Here is a 22,119-nt window from a genome sequence, read left to right as displayed (position 1 = left end):
TGTAAAACTGTATATGGGAGTATATAAAACTGCATATGGGAGCAAGTAGAACTTTATATGGGAGCATGTAGAACTGTATATGGGAGCATAAGAAAACGGCAAATCCCTTGCTATGTATATGTTTTATTAAAAACGATAGCTTTAATAGTCTTAATAGACTTAATACTATTAATATGTAAAAGACTTTTTCTGTTTTTGTATTTTGTTAAGGAAATCTTGATTTCGATTGATATGTTCATTTATATTGTTGCATTTGTAATCTTAGAAGCTGAATAAGATGGATTCAATTAGTTTTTATATATTATCTTTAATAAAATATAAAACGCTTTAAAAGTGCATTTATAATGCTGTAGATTGCTTAACTGTTTCTAAAATGATCGACATTGTATTATTCATATCCATCACTAATGTACTAAAAATCATCATTGTTAGTACTTTTCCATACGTAGTTGAAGAAGATCCTTCTGCCACAGCTTTTAATAAAAACACTGCTTTTATAAAATAAATTAACCCAATAGCACTAAAACAAGTGAATAAAATCCTCACTCGTTTTTTCATTATCTCTAATGATTTACCTTCCTTTTCTTCTAATTTTTTAAGCATTTCAGGAGAAAGATCAGCACCATCCTGATCATAGCATTTTCCCCCGTTAGGATTGATTTCATCAACTTTTTCACCTTCTTCATAAACTACAAAGCAATGCCCTTGATTGTTAGTTAATGTTGCAGTGAACATGCTAATACTACTATTTACATTTGATAGTAATGCACCTCCAATCATTATTACTAATGCAACACTTAGCTTATTGCGCGGATCATTTGGGTTTTTTCCATGTTCGACAAGCTTAAAAATCGCTATAAACATCATCAAAGCACCCAGAAAACCTGCTATATAGTTAGCGCATAGAAGATATAAATTTGTGAATAACTCTTCCATTTTTACACACATAAACCATTAATTGATTGAATCACAGTAGCTTTATCTTGCTCTCTGATGCTTGACCATTTAGCTAAAACGTGAGGCTTTGAATTGTAAGAAGTATCGAATTTAGAACCGTTCCATTTTCCATTACAATTTACTTTAAAAGAATATCCGTACATCCACGTTGAAACATTTAATGTTTGTGCAGTTTTTAAAAATTCAATTTTTGATTCACTAGTAAGATCTTCATAAAAGTATGCTTCACTAGCTACAATTTGTTTTGTGCAAAAAATCATTAAGAAAGCACCAACAAATGCTACAAAGTGCCATTTGTCCCACTTTAAAAAATCATATAACCAATTCAACATTCCCTTTGTTTTTTTCATTTTAAAATCCCTTTTTTATTATTGTTATCCATAACTTAAAAATTATATCAAATTTGATATGTTTCAATATCAAAAAACTACTAGATAGAAATACAGTATTATTTATTACTCTTTTACTATCTGTTTTTTCCTTTCCATTTTTTATTTTTAGATTTTGAAAAGTAAATCTCAAACCTATTAGTGCTTAAGTTACGTTTTATAAAGTTATTATCTTTACTCATATCTCGAAGTAACGATTGATGTTTATTTTCAATTTCCTCTGCAATATGTTCAAATTCTAAAAACTTTACTGCTTCTAGCTTTTTCTCAAAATTTTTCCCAAAATTCTTTAATTGTGCTTTTAGCTCAAGACTTTTTTCAGAAGTTAATAAGTTATAAAATTCATCAATATAATTTTTTAACTTGAAAAATAATGCTTTAAGTTCATCACATGACTTTTTCTCATTAATAAAATCGAGCAATAATTTTTGTTGTTTTGTAACTGAAGAACTTAGTTCATTTGCTTGCTCGAATGTAGCTACAGCATTAATATTTGGGGTGTGAAGTAGCTCATAAAATACAATTTGATGTTGTTGCATTAAATAAATAAAATCGTTGTAAACATCTATATCAGTCGAATAATCATATTGTTCACAAAGATTATCAAAAGCTTCTTCAATTTTTTCTTTAGATACTTGATTAGTCATTTTCAGATCTCACTTGTGTTAAATCAGTTATTCTAAAATGTAAATCTTCATTTGATTTTATTAAGTCAATCAAACGTTTATTACTATCACAAGCTACAATATAAAGATTAGAGAGTTCTTTAATTAATATTATTAATTCGTCTTTATCTAAAATTTCAGATAATGACAACTCAAATTCAAAAAATAATTTTTTATTCTCGAATTTAATTATTTCATTATAAAAAGTTGGTGACGTTTCAATCAGTTTTGATAAATTCACATCACAAATATTCGCTTCATAATTAAGATCAATAAGATCGTTACTAAGCTCAAGATTAAGATCGTCATCTTCACAATATTGATCAATTAATATATTTAGTTTTTTGAATAACTTTTTATTTCTAATTTTCATTTTAAATTCCATTTTTATTAACTGCATATTCAAAATAGTAAGTCAAAAAAGAAAGAAATCAATGGCTACTATTTATTATCCTTTATCTATTAAATTTTTTTTAATTTATGTAACAGTTAAATTAACAGTAACCAGAGACTTAAAATATAACCAACCCGCTTCGCTATGTTGTAACTCGCAGGCTCTTTATATTTTCTGGCAATTGCATTGAGCTAAAAAAATTAACAAACAAAAAAGGAATATTAAAATGGATTTTAATAATGAAAAAAATAACGCGAATAATGCTTTAAAAAATCAAAAACAAAGTGAAGCGTTATCAAGAAAAAAAGATGCTGAATTGAAAAATGCTACTGCTGATATGAACAGTAAAAAAGATACAGCAGAACGACAAGCAGAAGCTGAAATATCAAAATCAAAAGCAGCATCTAAAGCAATGGAAAGTGATGTTAAAAAACTTGCTCAACAAGCAAATATTGGAAAACTTAGATCTCAAAAAGCTATAAAATTAATTACAAACATTAGAAGTCGTTTACCCATTGATAAAGCATTTAATAATGCAATGTCTGATGTGTTTAAAAGTATAGGTAAATCACCTAGTAAAATGACCACTGCACGTTTTCAGCAACTCAATTATAAAGCAAAGGCAAAAGGTTCAGAAAGCATAAATGCGCTTAAAACAGCACTTTTACATACGCTTAGATTTGAAAATCAAAAACGCGATACTCTAGAGTGGCATGATGAATTATTAAATCAAAATGTGTACTTTTACGAAGATGAATATTATACGCATGATGAAATAGAACCTATCAGACAAGAGATTTTTGACAAAATTATTGATGATAAATTAGCTGATATTAATAATGAAGATGATATTCAAAACAAAAAAGACGTTAAGAAGTCATCTACTTATAGAAGTAATTATAAAACTAAAATCTTAAAGCTTGCTGCAAATGATGAAGTACTTAAAAAGGCTATTAATAGCTTAGAAAATAAAAAAAATAAATTAGTGGGAATAGATAATAATAAAGTAAAAATTCATACGGATAAAATTAAAAAATATATTGATAATCTAATTGATCAAGATGAGCTTGAAAAAATAGAAAATGGTGATAAACCAACACCATCAGGACGTTTGAAAGCAAAAAAACAACTGTTTGATACTTTTCTTCAACACAGAGAAGCACATATCAACGCTTTAAGCTTCAAAAGAGCGATAAACAGGTCAGATTCGTCAATTATTAGCGAGATGAATTTTAAGCTACCTCATGCCAATGGAAAATTTGATATTTCAGGTAAAGAATATCTTGAAAGCATGAATTCTTTCTTTCAGATTCACTTCAAAAACAACAAGATCTTAACTTCTGTCTGTCATTTAGATGAAAGCATATCAACAGAGTCAAATCAGCGCACAGGCGACAATATCCACCTTATTTTGGAATTAAAAAATAGTAAAACTAATCAATACGATTGGAGATTACAGCAAATTAACTTTGCTCGTAAAAATCAGAAAATGATTAATGAAAAATACGGTTTAAATTTTGATATTCCTGAAGATACAAACAACCTCACAAAAGAACAAATTTGTCATGTAGGGCAACTAATGCAAATTTCATTTATTCAGCACATGCAAGATTCAATTTTTACTAAAAAAGGCTATTGCATCCGTTTTTTAAATGAAGATCAAAGATCTGAACATCAATATATTTTAAGTATATTAGAACAGAACAAGCCTTTAAGTCAAAGATCAGCTAGTAGACACGCTATGTTTGAAGATCATATAACAAAGCAACAACAGCAAGAAAAACAACTTGAAAACTCTATTAGTAATAAAGCACAAAAGAGAAAAGAATTATCTTCTGAAATTCTGTCAATGCTTGGAGATAAAGATCAGATTGGGGCGGACATTAAAAATTTAAAAAATGAAGCACTAGAACAAGCTTTAACAAAAGTTAATGCTTGGATGCGTAACATTAATAAAGATGATAATAAAAACGGTTTTACAGGGCTTACAGCTAGTGCAGCAGCTAAATCTATTGATAAATTAGCAGAGGAACAGCCAGAAATAGCCAAGCAAGTTACTAAAACAGCAGTTACTTTTGAAGAAAAACAAGAAAAGGCGATTGAAGAACACTTAAAAGTATCTAACAAAGTTAAATCAAACATTGAATATAGTGAAGATGATTTAAAACAGATTGAAGAAAATAAAAGTAAATGTATTCACAATAAAGATCCTCAAAAGTGTAAAACTTGTTCAGCTAAAAGTGGCAGCGGTTCTAAATTAAAAATATAACAACTATTAGTTGTTACCCACCCTTTTAAATTCTAATGCTCAATCTGTTTTTATTATTATATAAAACACTTAAAAATTAAGTGTTTTATATTCCTTTAACTTTAAAATAACTTTTAAATATTTATTTAATTTTAAATCAATATCAATTAATAGTTGACTTTATACTTCAAAGTATTATTATTTAAATATAACAAATAAGGATTAAAAAGGTGAATATAAAAAACATACATTCTATTTTAAATATAATAATATATTTTAAATTAAACACTACAGAAATAAGTATTTTTCAAGATGCTTTACTTTTAAGTCAATCTAAAAATGACTTTTATTTAAACAGAACTCATTTACAATTCAAATCTGTCGAAGAATTAACTAAACAAGCTATTTCAAAATCAATAATTTCTTTAGAAAACAAAGGGATTTTAGAACAAATCGGAAAACGTGGAAACCAGATTCAACACAAGCTAGTTGAGGGGGTTTTCAATGTCTAATAATCTAATAGAACAATTCACATTTGGTCAAATAAATACAATTAAAAACCATCCAAATGGAGAGCTATACTGTAAACATCATAACATTGATTTTAATGAGTTTTTTGATGCTTATCATAAAAAATTAAACGCTATAATTGATAACTCTGATTACCATATCGTTTATAAGAACAGTTATTACAACGAGTCTTTAAACAGTTTTATAAGCTTTAATCTCCAACCAGCTAGCGGTTATATAGACTTTAAAACCACACCATACGAGGGCTTCATAGACAGTGCAATTATGTTTTCCGAGAAAGGTAATATTAGTTACTTATCTGCAATAAAATATCTTTATAGCAACACATATGGATTTGAAGTATATGAAACTTTCACCACTCTTTTTGATGAATTAAAAAACTTTGAAAGTGGTAAAGAAATAATATTACAAGCAATAACAGAGCAATACCTATTAATTGAAAATTCTGATACACAGCTTTCTTTCGATAATTTTATTAATGATGTTTTTTCAGATCCCATTTATATAAATAGAACAAGAGAATTCTTTATTGAAAATTATAATATTGAAGAAATAAATTCATCAGAAGATTTAAACGATATATTACTTTCTTGTTATCAAGAAGCTAACCAATTTGAATCTCAAATAATCGAATATTCTGATAATTATAATATGTCAGATGTAAACATAAATGAACTACAGAATGATCTTGTTCAAGATACCCCATTTGAACACTTATCAAATGGTATCAAGGAAGATACAACACCCAAAAAAAACAAACTAAAAAAAGGATTTTAAAGTGAAAATTATTCCACTACAAATTTCAAAAAACATTGATGTTAAATGTTTAGTGAAAAAAGAAAACAACGTTATCAACATTGATTATCAGGTGATTTTTGACAACAAAAACACAGTTGTTAATTGTGATCATTTAGAGATTGAAATTCACATGAATGATCAAGCTAGTGAACAAGTAGATCACTATAGATTAATCGGAATAAACGACAGTAATTATATACTTTATTCAAAAATAGACAGCGCATTTTTGGATGAAGAAAAATTTAAAAAATTAAGAATCTACATTAAAACAAAGCGAGGTTAATAGAATGTATAACGAAAGTGATATGCATACAGGTTGTGAATCATGCGGTAAATCAATCACAACATACTATACAAATAATTTTGGTTTTTATTGTGATATATGCATAGAAGAACATTATCAATCAGAAGTTATATTAAAGAAAGACTGGTCTATTTTCAGTGAAAAACTAGCCGCATACATATATAGAGCTGATTGTGGAAACTTAAAATTATCTAGTATTAAATACTTTAAATCATCTTATTTTAAAACTTTTTTATTATTTAATAAAGTTGATAGAACTTACATGATTAGAAAAGCAATTTCGGCAATTAGAATAATGAGAAGCTATAGAACTTGGGAAAACTCTTACAGCGATCAGCAAGAATATATAACAAGAGAAATTTTAAAATTATTATTACAACATAGGAGATAATAAAATGAGCAGTACAAAAGAATTAGAAACGATAGAAAAAGGAATTGAAGAACTAACTTACCTTTTAGAAAATGAAAATGTAAATCACGAAGCTACCGTAAAAGAGCTTTGTGTTTTAGAAAAAATAAAAGACTCTTTATATATTTTATCAGACGATGGACTATATTTCAGCCCAATAAATCAATTTAATTCAGTATCTTATGGATTAGGTTCCAAAAGTAATTTCAATTCAGAAACTTATGGAGACAGTTTAAAAAGTAACTTCTACACGTTTTTAGTCACTAAGTATGATAAAAAGTTTAGAGATTGCGATGGTTGTAACAAGTCAAAAGATAAGATGGAAATGCAAGTTTTTATGCCAAGCTGCATGCAACATTTATGTTTAAACTGTTTTGATATTGAGATGAAAGAAAATTATATAAATGATAATTTCAATTTTGAAATAATAGAGATGCATAAAGACATTTCTGAGTGTAAGTATAGTTTTTCATACGACTGTGTTTCATTCGTATTTGATACATTTACATACTATCAACCTACAAAAACAGAAGATTTATATTACATTAGTTTTTATCAAAAATCTGATCTAGGTGAATTAAAAGAAGTCTGTTCATTAACAAGGTTTGAGTTATCAAAACGAGAACTTAATTTCTTGAAAACACAATATAATCTAAAAAATAGACATTAAAACAAAACGGGATTAAAAATGGGATATATGACCCAGATGAGTAAGTTTAAAAAAGCTTATACTAATTTTGAAAATAAAATATTAACAAAGGTACTAATCGTATTTTTAATATTATTCAGTTTATTAAGTATTTATGTGTATTTGGAGACACAAACAAATTATTTAAATTACCTCTAACGCACTTCGATTGTTTACTCAAAATTAACAACAAAAACGAGTTTTATTATGAATTTTCGAGTTCCATTAAAACAGAAATATTAGTCCAGCTTCGGTTCTGCTGGATTATTTAGATCAGAAGCTCACTAGAAAGCTATATAAAGCACGATCTCATTTTATTCATGCAATCCCCCACGTAAACCTTTTTTACGATTGTTTAAGCTATTGCTGACATTCCAATTAACTTAAAAACAATCAAACAAACGAGGAATAATGTTTAATATCGAAGATAAGCATAAAGAAGAAATTAATATATTATTACATCACAAATTATTTAAAAAATCTTATGTCACTAAAGATAAAAAAAATCTTGAAAACTATCGTTACTCTGATGCAATAGACAATGAAGAATCATTAATTAATTCAGAATATAAAATGTATTGTACAAAGTATTCAACTAATGAATTAAATATTATTTTTAAAGATAAAGAAGAATATGAAAAAAAATTATTTGAGAAAGCTTTTATAATAATATTTCAAAAAGAAGCATTAAATCAAGTCACAGCTTCAGTTTTGTTATCAACGCTTGCCTCTTCTTGTATTACAAGCAAAGAACTAAAAATTGCTGCTTATCTAGCTTGTAGTGATGAATATGCTCAAATGAGTGATAAGTTTTTTATTATAAATCAAAATGAATTATTGGTAGCTTACAACTATCATCACTTTACATCTACTGAGTTAAAGCAGTCTCATATTTCAAGATTTTTAAAAAGTCTTGTTGAAAAAGATATTTTAGAAAGACTTGATAATCATTACAGATTTAAGCTATTTGATGATTTAGTATAAAACATGCTGTACACGAGTTTAGCAGTAATAAAGGGCGGAGTTAGCCCATTTATCTTAGTTATAACGATCAAATTCAATATAAAATAAGATCTCAAATAGATCTTTGTTTTTTGTTAATAGAAAGCCCAACAGCAAGTCTTAATACTTAGGACTTTGTTTCATTCAGTTATATTTTAATATAGCTTTAGATCGTTCTTGAAAGCATCAGAAGTAACAAAAAATTGTTCTTTCTCTTCATCCCATTGAATTTCTACAGAATCTAGCTTTGAACCGCCAAAATACACTGAATATTCTGTTTCACTATTTTGATCGGTCTTTGTAACATCACAGTTCTGACTTAAGAAAACATTAGAATATTTATGTGTGTAATTGTCATACATTGCTTCACGATTTCTTAAAGCATCGGGTGTAGCAAGGTATTGTGCGCTTCTCCAATCATGCTTCTTAATCGCAACACAATATTCATTTGCAACATCTTCTACACTTTGACTACCGCAAGCACTTAAAACCGTAACAATTGGCATAGCTAATAATAATTTTTTCATTTACTAATTCCTTTTTAATTTATTTTAAATTTGAGTAATTGATAGAATTAAAAGATGCTTCTAACTTTATAAAGATTATTTTCATCTTTGAATATTTTAAGTTTTTCGACAAACTTCTCAAACGTAACAACTGTATATCTTCGCTTTTCTTTCATATCAGTAACAATACAGATCGATTCTTCTAGCTTCTTTCTAGAACTGGTTATCAAGCCTTTATCTAAAATGCTTTTTGTTTTTTTCACATTTTTTTCTTCTAAAAATGGAATTATTCTATCTGCATTCATACTTACATACGCTTTACACGCTTCTGTTGCTGCTTCTTTCATTGAAAGCTTTGCAATCTCTTCTTTACTTAATACGTCAGAACACCCAGCAAGCCCAGATACAGCGATGGAAACCGCTAACATTAATATTTGTTTTTTCATTTAATGAATCCTCATTTAATTCAACCCAACACTCCAACTGTCAGTTGGAGCTATACTTTATAATAAAATTTAGAATGATGCAATAAGGATCTGTTTTTATTGAGAATTTTTTAAATGATCATACAAGAAGAAGTTAACTTACTGATAAGTAAGAATATAAGAAAATTGAGGATCGAGGGTGGTGAGTCTTTACAAAGTCTTGGTGAACTTTTAGGGGTTTCAAACCAGCAGATTTCAAAAATGGAGCTTGGTAAAACTAGAATTTTCGCTGCACAATTAGCTGTGCTAGCTGATTACTATAAAGTTGATGTTTCATTTTTTTATATTTAGCATTAAATATTGTTTTTTGAATACTAGCTCTAGTAACCTATTGTAAAATCTTATATAATTTTTTTGGGCTACCGCGCACTTAACCGCAATGATGCAATCAATTTACCGCTTGTAAAAGGGTTTGCAGGAGTTGTCAGTGGCTAGCACTGTCGTAGATATACGAGGTTACTAGCATGATAGTTAAAACTGTTTTAGTTAGAAAATATCAGCGTTTTCGTCTAGGAAAGTGGGAAGATGTTTCACAACATCTTCGTTCACTACCTAGATAATGAGCGTTAGCGGTAGCCCACTACTACACTTCAACAGTTTCTTTTTCAATTGGAGTAGCAGGATTATCAATTCCCATCATTTGATAATAATGATCTGAATATCCCGTATTTTCAAAAACTTGTTTGAACTTCTCAATGTATTTTTCAACATCAATCCCTTCAAAGTCATTTATGTTTATTGAATCAGAATGTGATTCTCTATTAATATATCTAAATAAAGGCTTAAATTCTGACGAAGTTTTTCCTAAATCTTCCAATGTCTTCTTCAGAGCATCTTTCTTATGAATAAAGGTGAAGTAATGTTCAAGAATGTTTCTCATAGCATTTGGTAACATATTTGCGTAACTATGACTCTCTGAGCAATCTTTTATTATTTGCCAATATGTTTGATAATCATTTTGAATTTCATTTCTTTGAAGGTCTTTAATTTGACTAAAATCTGATTTAGTAATTCTATGTAATTTATAAGGGACTGCGCGATTACTAGGCGCTTTAAGCATTAGTAATTCATGAAAGAAAAATAAATTATGAGTAAGAATAAATATTTGCTTAAAATCAGCTACCAAGACTTTATGATGAATCAATGTTGCTATGTCGTAAACATAGTTATGAGAAAGACTTGAGATCGGATCATCTATTACAATGATCCTTCTGTTAAGTATAACTGTGGACTCTTGATCTGTCGCACCTGTACAACTTTCTAGAAAATATAAGAAAGTTATTAAAGTCTTTTCACCTTCACTTAAAGTATTATAAACATCTTCATCAGCTTCGCTTTCTCGCACAATTTTATAATGTTGTGAGTCTTCTGACGCTTTTTCAAGTTGAAAACCTTGTAAGCCTAATTCTTTAAGCTGACTATTAATATTTTTTATTGAAAGATCTATATTGGTTATTTTTTTACTATTTTCGATAATAATATTATCTTGTTCTCTCTTATCTTTGTTCTTATTTTTATAATCCTTTCCTAATTGTTCTACCTCTAGGTTTAAAGATTTTGTTTTATCAGTAGTGGCTTGTATTAAAGCAGCATATTCTAAATTTAATAATGACCAAAACTTTCTGTTTATGTTGGTTAAATGAATCTTCTTATTTTTAATTTTGTCATTGAAAGTTTCTACTTCAGATTGAATATTTATAATGACATTATTTAAATTATCAATAAGTTCAGTAGTATCTAACAGTTTTAGAACTTCACTAGGTTTAGTATATTTATCATTAATCAAAGACAGGTTATCTTTTAAACAAGTCAATAAAAGTAATTTTGTTGTACTAAACTCAGAATTATCAACAACGTACTCTGCTAAAAATGCACCATTAACTAAATTAGACTCAAGTGTTGAGATAGCGTTTTCATACACATTTTTTAAATTAAGAATTTCTTCCTTTTTAGATTGGTAAGTAGTATCAAACAATTGATTTATTGAAGTAGAAAAATCAGCTTTTAGGTCTTGTTGGCAAAATGGACAAGGTTCATCATCATTCAGGTACTTCATACCAGATTGAACCCAATCTGAATTACCAAGTTTTTCGACCAACTCAGCTAAATAGGAGTCTTCAGATCCTACAATTCTTGATTCAAAAACCTGCTCACGTTCTATATAACTTCCGCTAAAAGAAATAGTTTGAATATTCTCTCTTGCTGTACCATCTTGCTCATTTAATTCTTTAGCTTCAGCTTTAAGATCTTTTATAGTTGAATCACAGGAAGATTGGCTCTCTTTAATCTTTTGAAGAAATTTATCTTTAGTCTTAAACCCAGCTAAACAAAACTCAACCTCTGTACGCTCATACTTGGATTTAGATTTCCAAACAGCATCTTTTAAAGTACTTTCTTCATTTGTAATTTCTTTGATCTTTTTGTCTGTCTTTATTTCAATTTTACTTTGAGACTCTTCAAGTGTTGTTATAGCTTTTTCCGCTTTTTCAATAGCCTCTTCCGCTTCTTTGTTAGCTTCACTTAAAGTAAAAATACCTTTTTGTTGTGGTATTTCATAAAAATTATCCCGAACAAAATTTTGATTATAAACAATTATTTCATGCTCAACATTACTTGGTAAAATTTCACAATGTTGATAGACAGGATCAGTTTTAGACTGTAAAAAATTACCTAAGGTAGATTTTCCTGAACCATTTAATCCATAAAATAAATTTACTTTCTTATTATCTGTATTAACAATGACAGGGGTTGTTGGCGAGTAACTAGCCACATCCATGAGCTTTATTGAGGTGATCACTTTATAAATCCTTTTTTAGTTTTTATTAATAATAAATATTATATTGTCAGATTACTTCACTACATTGATTAAATGCACTATTTAGTTCAAATTATTGTTATATTATTTTAATGACTAAAATTTTCACTGTTTATTTGTATATCATAAAAAAGCCACCTAACAGGTGGCTCAATGATTTATATAGCTATTTTATAATTAAAAAGTTTGAAGTTAGTAGGTAGGTAAATATTACCCTCCCTATTAATTTGTAAATCCATATTACTATTTTTTACTACTTTCAATTATAGATTCAGCAAGTACACCTGCTTTCAGTATCAGCTCCTGCCTTTTTGACTTATCCGCCTCGTTATGTGCTTTTTCAACGATCAAAGCTAATTTTTTATGACTAGACTCTGATTTTTTAAAAACAGGTAATTCCATGTGTTTAAATATATTACTAACTTGGATCGCTATTGTGTGACTTTCTACAAACTCTTTTACAATTGGAGCAGTAAGTAAGCCACAAAGATAATGAGCTTTGTTTTTATCATCACAATCTACAAAATATATTTTATGGTCTGGTACATAAGGCTGAATACCCTTTAATGGCATTTCTTTACTCGAAACAACCGCAGCTTCAAATTTCCCACTTTGTTCAGCCCAAATAACCTTGTATGGGGCAAATGTATACTCCCCTACATTGTAAATCATATAGTAAGCATATTTTTTCAACCTCATTTTATAGGTTGATCGATCAGCTAATAATTCTTGATATGACTCAAAATAGCGGTGTGTTTTCTTCAAATCACCTTCAACTATATCTTCAGCATCGAGTAAATAACTTTTTGTAATTCCTTTATTCGGAACCAACACATAAAGATCATTTTTTGGCTTAAAATAGCAAGATGAAAAATCACTTGCACCTTTTACCAGTGGATATAACAAATCAGGTTCTATCCAAAACCTTTTTGCTTTTCCAATATCTTTTTTGCCTGCATTAGGTCTTGTTTCAATAAGAACAAGCTGATTTTTTTCATCTACATCTAATATTTCTAGGAAGTAAATTCCATTCAGATCAGCCGTTACACCTTTTCGACCTTGAATCCATTCAGATTTACCACGTATCGCTTCAGTTTTTTCAAAATGGCTAGGTAACATAATTGCCCAAGGAGAACGGAGATCTCCAACAGGATTGGCTTCTTTTGGAATAATTGAAACACTATTTAAGACTTCTTCTTTCGAATTGGTTTCGGGTATTACCTTCTTGAAGCCCTTTGCATTTTCCCATACGTTATATTTAACTGGATAAATATCTTTTCCATCATGGCTTTTAGTTAATACCTTTTTAAAAGTTGCTATAGCAGTTTTATTTGCAGCATCTGCAAAGGGTTTAAGTAACTTAAGATCATCTACTTCTATTGGTACTAGTGCCGTTTCATCATTTATTATAAAACTTCTAAAACCTTGTGAAGACGGGGCTTGAAAGTGAGTTTGTGTAATAACAAATATTAGTGTTCCTGATGTCTCTAACCATTTGTCAGAAACGGTATAAGTAATCATTCCTGATATATCTAATTCATTACCACCATGAAAAGGAGTATCTGAGAAGATAGTGTATTGTTGACAAATAGGTTTTATTTTTTTTCTATAATCTTCAGGAAGATTTGACCAACGTACCCAAGGAGGATTACCAAGAATAATATTAAACTTACCAGCAGTGGCAGACCAAAAAAAGTTTCTAACAATTCTAAACCAAATTCCATTCCAATTATTTTTATGTAATTCTAATACTCGATTATAAGTTTCTGAAAGTGGGGTTTCCCATTCTTTAGATTCCTTTAATGTTAATATTTTTCTTCTTACCAGTTTAGTTGCTACATCTTTGTATAAAATTTCTTTTTCAACTGATCGTCCCATTTCTTCAAAAACGAAATCTAATCGTTCACGATCAAATGCTAATTCAGAAGGGAGTTTAATAAGTAGATCAGCATGTGTACTGCCTATTCGATACTCAACTATATCATCATCTTTTGATGGTAAGTGTGCAGGAGAATAAACACTATCCGCTAATAGAATTGGAAGCTCAATCTCTTTACCTTTACAGTCAGCAAAAAGATCCGCAATAGCAATTAAAAAGTTAACACGAGCTGATTGTACCGCCAGTGGATTTAGATCAAATCCCCAAACATTATTAATTAAATTATCGAGTGTTTCCTCAGAAGATAACCCTTTAATTTCTGCTTCTTTTCGTTTCCTAGCTATAACATTTAATAAAAATGAACCAGATCCACATGTTGGGTCTAAAACCCTCTGTTCTAACCAACTATCTACATTAGCTTTATCTGCTGTAACATCAACTAACCAATCTGGAGTATAAAATTCACCTAAACTTTTTCTCAATACATCAGGAACAAGTGACTGATAAAAACCTTTTAAAACGTCTCTTGAACGGGCTGCTGATAAGTTATCCATTCTATAAAGAGATATTTGAATCAAAGCTTCTTTAACAGCTTCGATTATATCTTTTTTATCTTGTTTATCTGTAGCATCTAAGTACCAAGAAAATATAGCTTCCTCAACAAAGCCTTTAATTCCTACATTGTCGAATAAACGACTTTTTTCAATATCGTCTCTTAGTGTGTTAATAATATTATCATCACTTTGATTCGCTAAATTTTCACAAAAATCTTTGTACTGAGTCAAATTAAGGTAAGAAACGATTTCAGCACCTAGTAACTTCATAACAAGTGCATTATAGGTGTGAATTATAAACAATACGCCTGGTATTGAATTCTCTCCAATATCAGGTATGTCAAATTTCAAAGATTTTTTAATTTGTTCTATTTGTGCTGGTGATAGGTTTGATATTTGTCCAAAAAGTGTTTTCCACTCCTCAAATAACATTTTTATTTTATTATTATTTTCATTATTAAAATGTTCAGTCAATTCTTTAGATAAAGCCCCCATTAACTGAGTACCTACTTTTGAATTATGACCAAAATCTTCAACTAAGTTTGTTGTTGTTAACGCTCTTCTAGTATCATTTAATAACGCCTTTGCAACTTTTGTTACAGAAACTTCATTCAAAGGCATTAAATCTTGATGATAAATCTTGTCGTCTTTCATATAGCAAAAAACAATATGATCACCATCAGATGCAATACCTGTATATTCGCCTTGCTCTATTCCTTCGGCTTTCGATTTTCTTAATATGTACTTATACAAGCGGTCATAGACTGCTTCATTAAATTTTTCACTTCCAGCTCGACCTCTAAATAGACCTTTATTTTTAAACTCTATAATTATTTGGTTGTATGAAGCGTCATTGCGATCTCTTTCAGCTTTAAAATGAATTCCCAGCATTTTAGAAAATGTATTACTCCAAGCAAGCCTTACTTCTTCTTCCGTGACACAATCACGGGATTTTTCTTCTAACTCTTTATAAAGTTCACTGTACATTTTCAATTCTTATTAGGAAATAATTATGATGATTTTACAGAGCTTTCAATGATGTATAAAGCTCTAGTTTTAGAAAGTGACACAATTATTAAAAGATATCGCCACTAAACAAATTTTGCTAACATTAGCTCGATTTTGTCATGAAAAGCACGGATTTAGCTTAATTAATGGATTATCTGCGTTATGCACTGGATTGCGTCTTAACGCAACAAGGGATTACCCATGGCTAATCAAAAAAACGCTTCAACATCATCAACAATGTACCTTTTAATGGCTGAATATGGCGCAAGAATCATGATACCGCTTGAAGAACTTGCTTTTAAAGTCTTGGGAATGAGCGTTAACACAGCTAAACGTAAAGCAAAAAGTAATGAACTGCCTTTTGCTACTGTAAAGCTAAATGATAGTCAAAAAGCACCATATTTAGTTAACATTCAAGACTTAGCTAGTTACATTGAAGATCAATGTAACTCAGCTAGAATTGAATGGGGAAAAGCACAGCGTTTTTAATGTAAGCACTGACTAGGGGTAAGAAATTGCCCCTTTTCTTTATTCTGATTTTGCACCCATTTGCACCCACCAGAACATCATAGCATCGTAACTACCTGATAAATATTAATTATTTAAAGCAATCAGTCCGATCGAGCATAGGGGCAATAGAAAGTTTATGTGAAATCATAAAGTGGTAAAAAACCTTTAAGTGTAAAGCGAAGGTAGCTGTAGATAACAACTCCTGAAATATTGACTAATTATAAAGGCTTTAGTGATGCGAAACAAAAGAAATAATATTGTGCTATGGCACTGACAATGCCAATAGCTTGCAATTTTTTGTTTAAATATGACTAACAAGACAAGCTTAAGTAATTCAATTTAGCTAATCATTAATGAACAACTTATCACTTAAGCCGCTAAATACTGCTTAAGTTTAGCCCTTAATTCTTCGTTAGACTTACCCAATATAGCGATATCAGCTAACGCTAGTTCTAACTCAGCTTGCACAGCCAAGATGTTACTTATGGTCTTTTTTTTATCTGCCTGTGCTGAAACCTCACGAGCTTTTACGTTAGCTAATTGCGCTTTGGTTTCGCCCAACAGCGCTAGTAAGCGAACCACATCTTTATTTTCTTTAACTATTTGGTCACTGCCTACTTTAACTATCATCGGTTCATCTGCGTCAATAAACTCATCAGTTTTATTGAGTAAATACAGCATCGACAAACGCAGGATAAAAAATAATAGCGTAAAAAATAACACCAGCACATATTGATGAGAATGTTCAACTAATGCAGCATTTAATCGTTCTGTAAAGCCACCATGACTGACAACAAAAGTAATAAAAATTTGATTGTGCCAAGCCAGTGATATTAAAAGATAGATGAGGATAAAGTTTGGCGCTTTATTTTCTGAACGATTAAAAATTAGCACTGATTTTAGAAATTTTGAAAACATAAAAATCCTTTTTTATAGATAACAGGGGTTAATATCGCTGAATATGGCTGAAGAAAGCTGAATAAAACACTGGTTCTGCATACTTTACGACTACAAAAAATTCGTGAAATTTAACCGGCCTATTCTTGTTATAGATTACAAAACGCTAAGAGCTTTTAAAATAATTCATCTTGTATTCACTATACCAAATAAACAAACTTATACTGCTGAAAAAACAACAGATTTTAATCGGTCAGTGCAATCGTTTCATCTTCATTAGCATGAGTTAATCATAACTTTCTCTGCATTATCTCTTCAACAGTTCGAGGTTAACATAGTTTTTAAGCTCAGTAATATCACTAAAACCTAGGTGTTGAATGATGTGATATTTTGTCTATGACTTGAATCCAATAAAAAATTTTTTGAGAGAAATGCTGTAACTATTGGATACCAGAATGTTAACAGCTGCCAGAAAGTATTGAGTAAAGTGCTGGTATTAATCCTTAGCGCCTAATCGGTTCCGTCACAATAAACATTCAACAGCAACAACTTAACCTATTTATTGTGCAATTTGTCGCATATTTCACTTCGCCAACCTGACCTATTGGTTAAAAAAGTGTTATAACGCATGATTATTAAGAAATTACTCGGTTTACAACTATCAGGGGAATCATGAAATATTCAATTAAATCAGCCTTACTTTGTGTTTGTATTGCTGCTAGTGGCCAGGCCTTAGCAAAAAACAGCATAAGTGACGATAAATTTCGTCAACTGGAAGAGAGCTTACCAACGCCAAATACTTATCGTACGGCGTCTGGCGCACCGGGTCATCAATATTGGCAACAAGATGTTGATTACAAAATTAATATTCGATTAAATGACGAAAAGCAAACCCTGTCAGGTGATGAAACTATTGATTACACGAATAATTCTCCTGATACCCTGCGTTACTTATGGATGCAGTTAGACCAAAATAAGTTAGCCGAAAACTCGGGTGCAAAAACAACGCAAACCGCGCCTAAGAAAAAAGTGACTTACAGTAGTTTCCGCAATGCCATTCAAACAGACGAGTTTCAGGGCGGTTATGATATTACTCAGGTTACTGGTGCAAACGGCAAAGCCTTAAGTTATGTCATTAATGGCACTATGATGCGCATCGATCTGCCAAAAGCACTTAAATCTGGCGATAGTGTCGAGTTAAACATTAATTGGAATTACCAATTACATGAGCAAAAAGTACTAGGTGGCCGCTCAGGTTACGAATACTTTAAAGAAGATGACAATTACCTTTATGAAGTTGCTAGCTGGTTCCCGCGCGCGGCAGCCTATTATGACGTAATGGGTTGGCAAAATAAGCAGTTTATCGGCAGCGGTGAATTTGCCTTAGAGTTTGGTGATTATAACGTCAGCATTACTGTTCCTGCTGATCACGTTGTTGCGGCAACTGGTGTCTTGCAAAACCCGAAAGAGGTCTTAACAAAAAATCAGCGTAAGCGTTTAGAAAAAGCTAAAAAATCTGATAAGCCCGTTTTAGTTATTACCCCTGAAGAAGCGTTAGCAAACGAAAAGTCTCGCGCGACTAAAACCAAAACTTGGCAATTTGAAGCGAAAAATGTTCGTGACTTTGCCTTTGCCTCAAGCCGTAAATTTATTTGGGATGCACAAGGCTATCAAGAGGGTAAAACTGACACTATGGCAATGTCTTACTACCCGAATGAAGGTAATCCATTATGGGAAAAGTACTCTACTGAGGCCATTATCCATACGATGGAACAATATAATAAGTATACCTTTGCTTACCCCTATCCTGTTTCTATCTCGGTAAACGGTCCTGTTGGTGGCATGGAATACCCCATGATCACTTTTAATGGCCCACGCCCGACGTTAGATAAAGAAACCGGTGAAAAAACGTATTCTCGCAAAACTAAATACGGCCTAATTGGCGTTATTATTCATGAAGTGGGTCATAACTATTTCCCCATGATTGTTAACTCTGACGAACGTCAGTGGACCTGGATGGATGAAGGATTAAACACTTTCCTACAATTTGTCGCTGAGCAAGCATGGGAAGAAGGCTATCCTTCTCGCCGTGGTAATGCCGCTAATATGATCAGTTACATGAAAAGTAATAACCAAGTGCCTATCATGACTAATTCAGAGTCAATTTTGCAATTTGGTAACAACGCTTACGGCAAACCAGCAACCGCATTAAACATTTTACGTGAAACTATTATGGGTCGTGAATTGTTTGATTTTGCTTTTAAAGAATATGCCCAACGTTGGAAGTTTAAACGCCCGACCCCTGCTGACTTTTTCCGTACCATGGAAGATGCCTCAGGTGTTGATTTAGACTGGTTTTGGCGTGGTTGGTTCTACACCACAGATCATGTTGATATTGCTTTAGGTAACATTCACTTGTACCGTCCGAATAGCCAAAACCCAGATACAGAAGAAGCTTGGGAACGAGCACTATACAACGAACAACCTGACTTTATTAGCAAAATTCGCAATAACGGCCAGTGGCTTCGCACGGATGACAAACCTCAATTGTTAGATTTTTACAACGAACATGACAAGTTTACCGCGACAAACAAAGCACGTAATAAATATAACAAAAGCCATGAAAAATTAGAACAATGGCAAAAAGACCTACTACTTGACGAAAGAAACTTCTACATTGTTGATTTTGAAAATAAAGGTGGCTTAGTTATGCCGATTATTTTAGATCTTACTTATGCTGATAACAGCGTTGAACGGGTCACAATACCCGCTGAAATCTGGCGTCGTGACAGCAAAAAAGTGTCTAAATTGTTTATTCGTGACCAAGAAATAACCGGCATTGCGATTGACCCTAACTGGGAGACCGCTGATGTAGATGTGAGTAACAACTACTGGCCTGCACGCCCAATTAAGTCTCGCTTTGATTTATACAAACGTAAGAAAAAAGACATGATGCGTGATTACAACGTTGAATTAAAAAGTACTGATGAAAAAAGTGCAGAAGAACAAACGGAGGTTGAACAGCAATAATGTTGTTAAACCTAGCTAAACGCATTTTTGTTTTGCTATTGTGTGGGTTAGCCGTTAACGCGGTTGCCCACCGTTATTTTTTTAGCATGACGGATTTAACCTTAAATGAGCGTACTCAGTCGATTGAAGTTATTCACCAAATAACCGCTCACGACATTGATAACGCGATTGCAGAATCAAAGCAGATCCACTTTTCAATTGCTCATCCAGATTACGAAAATATTATTCGCCAATATATTGAAGAAAATTTTCAGCTTTATTATCAAGGCCAAGCAATACCCTTGAACTGGATCGGATTTGAAGTTAATAAAGGCAAAATTTTTCTTTATCAAGAAGCGGCGTTCGATCATTCGTTGATTGGACTAAAAATAATCAACAGCTTGCTAACCAAGCGTTATCCACAACAGGTCAATACCGTTAATTTTTACAGTACAAGGATAAAAGGTAGCTTAACTTTCAACAAATCAGTTACTATGCATCACATTAAAATTAATGATTAATATAGTTACATTTAGGTTTTGCTGATAAATGTGCAAAATCAAGTAACTACATTAAAGAAAAGCTTTTGGAAAAACATTTATGAATGTAGACTTTATCAACCCCTTTCTTTCTTCAATGCTAAACGTTATGTCAACCATGGCGCAAATGGAATTAACGCCTGAAAAACCTCGTTTGAAAAAAAATGAAATAGCAAAAGGCGATGTTTCAGGTTTAATTGGTATGGTAGGCAAACAAACTAAAGGTTCTTTATCTATTACCTTTGAAGCCAAGTTAGCACTGGCCACTATGAAGAAAATGGTTGGTGAAGGCCCAGATGAAATCAATGACGAAATTACTGATTTAGTGGGTGAAATTACCAATATGGTTACTGGCGGCGCAAAACGTATGCTAAGTGAGAAAGGCATTGAGTTTGATATGGCAACCCCTATAGTGGTTTCTGGCATTGATCACACTATTCATCACAAAGCTGACGGACCCGTTATCATCATGCCGCTAACGTCTGAATACGGTACTGCGTATATTGAATTTAGTTTCAATAAATAATCGATTTACATAACAATATTTAGCCTCGTTTACACGGGGCTTTTTTATGTTCAGAAAAAACTAAGTACCTAAACTAAGTACCTGCATACAAACACGTGGGATTCGTTCTAGTCACAACCCAAGTATCAAGATCCATGTCGCTACAGGTTTATGGTTTAAGCAAACATTAAATCAACATTACATATAGCGCCTATGGCAGGCTATATAGTGTTTGGCCATTTCTTTAGGTCGAACTTCAGTCTGTCAACGTGACGGGCCAAATATAAACAACCCAGTTAATTTCATCTGAGGCGACAACCATTAACCACAACAAAGCGGCATATTAAGACCTGACTCTAACGACCTATATTCATCCCACAACATACACCTCAATGTAAAAAACCTATACACTATAATAATACGTTAATTAAAATTACCATTGGAGAAGCCTTATGTGGCAACAAGTAGAGTTAACACTACAACCTTATCAACGTGGTTTTCACTTAATCACAACTGATATTGAGCAAATACTCGCTGAGCTCTCCCCCGTGCGTTTTGGCTTGTTACATCTTTTCATCCAACATTCTTCAGCATCGTTAACGATTAACGAAAATGCTGACTCAACAGTGCGTGATGATATGGAACGTCACTTTAATCACTTCGTCCCAGAAAATGCCTCTTATTATCGTCATACTTATGAAGGCCCTGATGATATGCCGGCTCACATTAAGGCAAGTACCTTAGGCAGTAGTGTCAGTATTCCGTTAAAAAATGGCCAAATGAACTTAGGACTTTGGCAAGGAATTTATCTAGGCGAGCACCGTGTTCATAGCAGTGCAAGAACCCTAATACTGACCGTGAGTGGCGAGTAATGTATCGCCATATTATACCAATCTCATTACGTTATTGCCCACTTGTGCTGGTTAAAATACACCAAGGCTACGGTGCTCTCAATCACAATAGCCAGCTATTGCTCAATCAAGCGTCTTGCCCAGATGCATTTTCTCTGCGCACAACAAGATCACAA

General features: G+C 31.5%; 22 protein-coding genes. 13 read left to right on the top strand and 9 right to left on the bottom strand.

Features of this window, described 5'->3' with window-relative positions:
• Positions 1-339: 339 nt before the first annotated feature.
• From H4J61_RS02625 to H4J61_RS02610, 4 genes are all read right to left on the bottom strand, one after another.
• A complete protein-coding gene (locus tag H4J61_RS02625) occupies positions 340-936 on the bottom strand; it encodes a hypothetical protein (protein ID WP_182183420.1) in 597 nt (198 codons plus the stop codon).
• 2 nt (positions 937-938) lie between these two features.
• Positions 939-1,307 (bottom strand): hypothetical protein, encoded by a 369-nt coding sequence (locus H4J61_RS02620; protein WP_182183417.1) that lies wholly within the window; start codon positions 1,305-1,307, stop codon positions 939-941.
• A 116-nt stretch (positions 1,308-1,423) separates the two neighbouring features.
• Positions 1,424-1,993 carry a hypothetical protein gene (locus H4J61_RS02615; protein WP_182183414.1) on the bottom strand — a complete coding sequence of 190 codons (570 nt, stop codon included), beginning with the start codon at positions 1,991-1,993 and terminating at the stop codon, positions 1,424-1,426.
• Entirely contained in the window at positions 1,986-2,384 is a 399-nt protein-coding gene (locus tag H4J61_RS02610) for a hypothetical protein (RefSeq protein ID WP_182183412.1), read from the bottom strand. Before H4J61_RS02610 ends, H4J61_RS02615 begins: the two co-directional genes overlap by 8 nt.
• A 247-nt stretch (positions 2,385-2,631) precedes the next feature.
• Here H4J61_RS02610 and H4J61_RS02605 point away from each other — a divergent pair, with 247 nt between their 5' ends.
• The 7 genes from H4J61_RS02605 (at position 2,632) to H4J61_RS02575 (ending at position 8,367) form a co-directional block, all read left to right on the top strand.
• Complete coding sequence (locus H4J61_RS02605; RefSeq protein WP_182183410.1) at positions 2,632-4,674, top strand: hypothetical protein; 2,043 nt, start codon at positions 2,632-2,634, stop codon at positions 4,672-4,674.
• A gap of 209 nt (positions 4,675-4,883) precedes the next feature.
• A complete protein-coding gene (locus H4J61_RS02600) occupies positions 4,884-5,165 on the top strand; it encodes a hypothetical protein (protein WP_182183408.1) in 282 nt (93 codons plus the stop codon).
• Positions 5,158-5,961: a hypothetical protein gene (locus H4J61_RS02595; protein WP_182183405.1), complete on the top strand. Its 804-nt coding sequence runs from the start codon at positions 5,158-5,160 to the stop codon at positions 5,959-5,961. Before H4J61_RS02600 ends, H4J61_RS02595 begins: the two co-directional genes overlap by 8 nt.
• 1 nt (position 5,962) lies before the next feature.
• A complete protein-coding gene (locus H4J61_RS02590) occupies positions 5,963-6,265 on the top strand; it encodes a hypothetical protein (protein WP_182183403.1) in 303 nt (100 codons plus the stop codon).
• A gap of 4 nt (positions 6,266-6,269) precedes the next feature.
• Entirely contained in the window at positions 6,270-6,677 is a 408-nt protein-coding gene (locus H4J61_RS02585) for a hypothetical protein (RefSeq protein WP_182183400.1), read from the top strand.
• 4 nt (positions 6,678-6,681) lie between these two features.
• Positions 6,682-7,365: a hypothetical protein gene (locus H4J61_RS02580; RefSeq protein WP_182183398.1), complete on the top strand. Its 684-nt coding sequence runs from the start codon at positions 6,682-6,684 to the stop codon at positions 7,363-7,365.
• Positions 7,366-7,794: 429 nt separating this feature from the next.
• Entirely contained in the window at positions 7,795-8,367 is a 573-nt protein-coding gene (locus H4J61_RS02575) for a hypothetical protein (RefSeq protein WP_182183395.1), read from the top strand.
• A gap of 173 nt (positions 8,368-8,540) precedes the next feature.
• On the opposite strand, the gene H4J61_RS02570 is transcribed toward H4J61_RS02575, so the two are convergent.
• Together H4J61_RS02570 and H4J61_RS02565 are read right to left on the bottom strand one after the other, a co-directional pair.
• Positions 8,541-8,912, bottom strand: a complete 372-nt coding sequence (locus H4J61_RS02570; RefSeq protein WP_182183393.1) for a hypothetical protein — start codon at positions 8,910-8,912, stop codon at positions 8,541-8,543.
• Between the two features lie 47 nt (positions 8,913-8,959).
• The gene (locus H4J61_RS02565) at positions 8,960-9,337 is read right to left on the bottom strand and encodes a hypothetical protein (RefSeq protein ID WP_182183390.1); all 378 of its coding nucleotides are present in this window, start codon (positions 9,335-9,337) and stop codon (positions 8,960-8,962) included.
• Positions 9,338-9,451: 114 nt separating this feature from the next.
• Here H4J61_RS02565 and H4J61_RS02560 point away from each other — a divergent pair, with 114 nt between their 5' ends.
• A complete protein-coding gene (locus H4J61_RS02560) occupies positions 9,452-9,667 on the top strand; it encodes a helix-turn-helix domain-containing protein (RefSeq protein WP_182183388.1) in 216 nt (71 codons plus the stop codon).
• A gap of 292 nt (positions 9,668-9,959) precedes the next feature.
• Here H4J61_RS02560 and H4J61_RS02555 read toward each other — a convergent pair whose 3' ends face one another.
• Positions 9,960-12,173, bottom strand: a complete 2,214-nt coding sequence (locus H4J61_RS02555; protein ID WP_182183386.1) for an AAA family ATPase — start codon at positions 12,171-12,173, stop codon at positions 9,960-9,962.
• A gap of 261 nt (positions 12,174-12,434) precedes the next feature.
• A complete protein-coding gene (locus H4J61_RS02550) occupies positions 12,435-15,611 on the bottom strand; it encodes an Eco57I restriction-modification methylase domain-containing protein (protein ID WP_182183383.1) in 3,177 nt (1,058 codons plus the stop codon).
• A 222-nt stretch (positions 15,612-15,833) separates the two neighbouring features.
• Between H4J61_RS02550 and H4J61_RS02545 the strand changes: the two genes are divergently transcribed.
• Positions 15,834-16,121 carry a pyocin activator PrtN family protein gene (locus H4J61_RS02545; protein ID WP_182183381.1) on the top strand — a complete coding sequence of 96 codons (288 nt, stop codon included), beginning with the start codon at positions 15,834-15,836 and terminating at the stop codon, positions 16,119-16,121.
• A gap of 390 nt (positions 16,122-16,511) precedes the next feature.
• Here the strand turns inward: H4J61_RS02545 and H4J61_RS02540 are convergent, their stop codons facing one another.
• Positions 16,512-17,060, bottom strand: coding sequence for a hypothetical protein (locus tag H4J61_RS02540; protein WP_182183379.1), 549 nt, complete (start codon positions 17,058-17,060; stop codon positions 16,512-16,514).
• Positions 17,061-17,711: 651 nt separating this feature from the next.
• Between H4J61_RS02540 and H4J61_RS02535 the strand changes: the two genes are divergently transcribed.
• The 4 genes from H4J61_RS02535 to H4J61_RS02520 all read left to right on the top strand — a co-directional run bounded on the left by H4J61_RS02535 (position 17,712) and on the right by H4J61_RS02520 (position 21,964).
• Complete coding sequence (locus tag H4J61_RS02535) at positions 17,712-20,069, top strand: M1 family metallopeptidase (RefSeq protein WP_182183377.1); 2,358 nt, start codon at positions 17,712-17,714, stop codon at positions 20,067-20,069.
• Complete coding sequence (locus tag H4J61_RS02530; protein ID WP_182183374.1) at positions 20,069-20,569, top strand: DUF6702 family protein; 501 nt, start codon at positions 20,069-20,071, stop codon at positions 20,567-20,569. Before H4J61_RS02535 ends, H4J61_RS02530 begins: the two co-directional genes overlap by 1 nt.
• A 79-nt stretch (positions 20,570-20,648) precedes the next feature.
• Positions 20,649-21,113 carry a chemotaxis protein CheX gene (locus tag H4J61_RS02525; protein ID WP_182183372.1) on the top strand — a complete coding sequence of 155 codons (465 nt, stop codon included), beginning with the start codon at positions 20,649-20,651 and terminating at the stop codon, positions 21,111-21,113.
• 431 nt (positions 21,114-21,544) lie between these two features.
• Complete coding sequence (locus tag H4J61_RS02520) at positions 21,545-21,964, top strand: secondary thiamine-phosphate synthase enzyme YjbQ (protein ID WP_182137453.1); 420 nt, start codon at positions 21,545-21,547, stop codon at positions 21,962-21,964.
• Positions 21,965-22,119: the final 155 nt, after the last annotated feature.

The sequence above is a fragment of the Colwellia sp. MB3u-4 genome (assembly GCF_014077065.1).
GTDB lineage: Bacteria > Pseudomonadota > Gammaproteobacteria > Enterobacterales > Alteromonadaceae > Cognaticolwellia.
This window is presented reverse-complemented; position numbering and strand designations above follow the sequence as displayed.

Bases quoted from the DNA above. Each gene is read 5' to 3' on its own strand.
- H4J61_RS02625 (WP_182183420.1), bottom strand. From the start codon at position 936: ATGGAAGAGTTATTCACAAATTTATATCTTCTATGCGCTAACTATATA.
- H4J61_RS02620 (WP_182183417.1), bottom strand. From the start codon at position 1,307: ATGAAAAAAACAAAGGGAATGTTGAATTGGTTATATGATTTTTTAAAG.
- H4J61_RS02615 (WP_182183414.1), bottom strand. From the start codon at position 1,993: ATGACTAATCAAGTATCTAAAGAAAAAATTGAAGAAGCTTTTGATAAT.
- H4J61_RS02610 (WP_182183412.1), bottom strand. From the start codon at position 2,384: ATGAAAATTAGAAATAAAAAGTTATTCAAAAAACTAAATATATTAATT.
- H4J61_RS02605 (WP_182183410.1), top strand. From the start codon at position 2,632: ATGGATTTTAATAATGAAAAAAATAACGCGAATAATGCTTTAAAAAAT.
- H4J61_RS02595 (WP_182183405.1), top strand. From the start codon at position 5,158: ATGTCTAATAATCTAATAGAACAATTCACATTTGGTCAAATAAATACA.
- H4J61_RS02585 (WP_182183400.1), top strand. From the start codon at position 6,270: ATGTATAACGAAAGTGATATGCATACAGGTTGTGAATCATGCGGTAAA.
- H4J61_RS02580 (WP_182183398.1), top strand. From the start codon at position 6,682: ATGAGCAGTACAAAAGAATTAGAAACGATAGAAAAAGGAATTGAAGAA.
- H4J61_RS02575 (WP_182183395.1), top strand. From the start codon at position 7,795: ATGTTTAATATCGAAGATAAGCATAAAGAAGAAATTAATATATTATTA.
- H4J61_RS02570 (WP_182183393.1), bottom strand. From the start codon at position 8,912: ATGAAAAAATTATTATTAGCTATGCCAATTGTTACGGTTTTAAGTGCT.
- H4J61_RS02565 (WP_182183390.1), bottom strand. From the start codon at position 9,337: ATGAAAAAACAAATATTAATGTTAGCGGTTTCCATCGCTGTATCTGGG.
- H4J61_RS02560 (WP_182183388.1), top strand. From the start codon at position 9,452: ATGATCATACAAGAAGAAGTTAACTTACTGATAAGTAAGAATATAAGA.
- H4J61_RS02550 (WP_182183383.1), bottom strand. From the start codon at position 15,611: ATGTACAGTGAACTTTATAAAGAGTTAGAAGAAAAATCCCGTGATTGT.
- H4J61_RS02545 (WP_182183381.1), top strand. From the start codon at position 15,834: ATGGCTAATCAAAAAAACGCTTCAACATCATCAACAATGTACCTTTTA.
- H4J61_RS02540 (WP_182183379.1), bottom strand. From the start codon at position 17,060: ATGTTTTCAAAATTTCTAAAATCAGTGCTAATTTTTAATCGTTCAGAA.
- H4J61_RS02535 (WP_182183377.1), top strand. From the start codon at position 17,712: ATGAAATATTCAATTAAATCAGCCTTACTTTGTGTTTGTATTGCTGCT.
- H4J61_RS02530 (WP_182183374.1), top strand. From the start codon at position 20,069: ATGTTGTTAAACCTAGCTAAACGCATTTTTGTTTTGCTATTGTGTGGG.
- H4J61_RS02525 (WP_182183372.1), top strand. From the start codon at position 20,649: ATGAATGTAGACTTTATCAACCCCTTTCTTTCTTCAATGCTAAACGTT.
- H4J61_RS02520 (WP_182137453.1), top strand. From the start codon at position 21,545: ATGTGGCAACAAGTAGAGTTAACACTACAACCTTATCAACGTGGTTTT.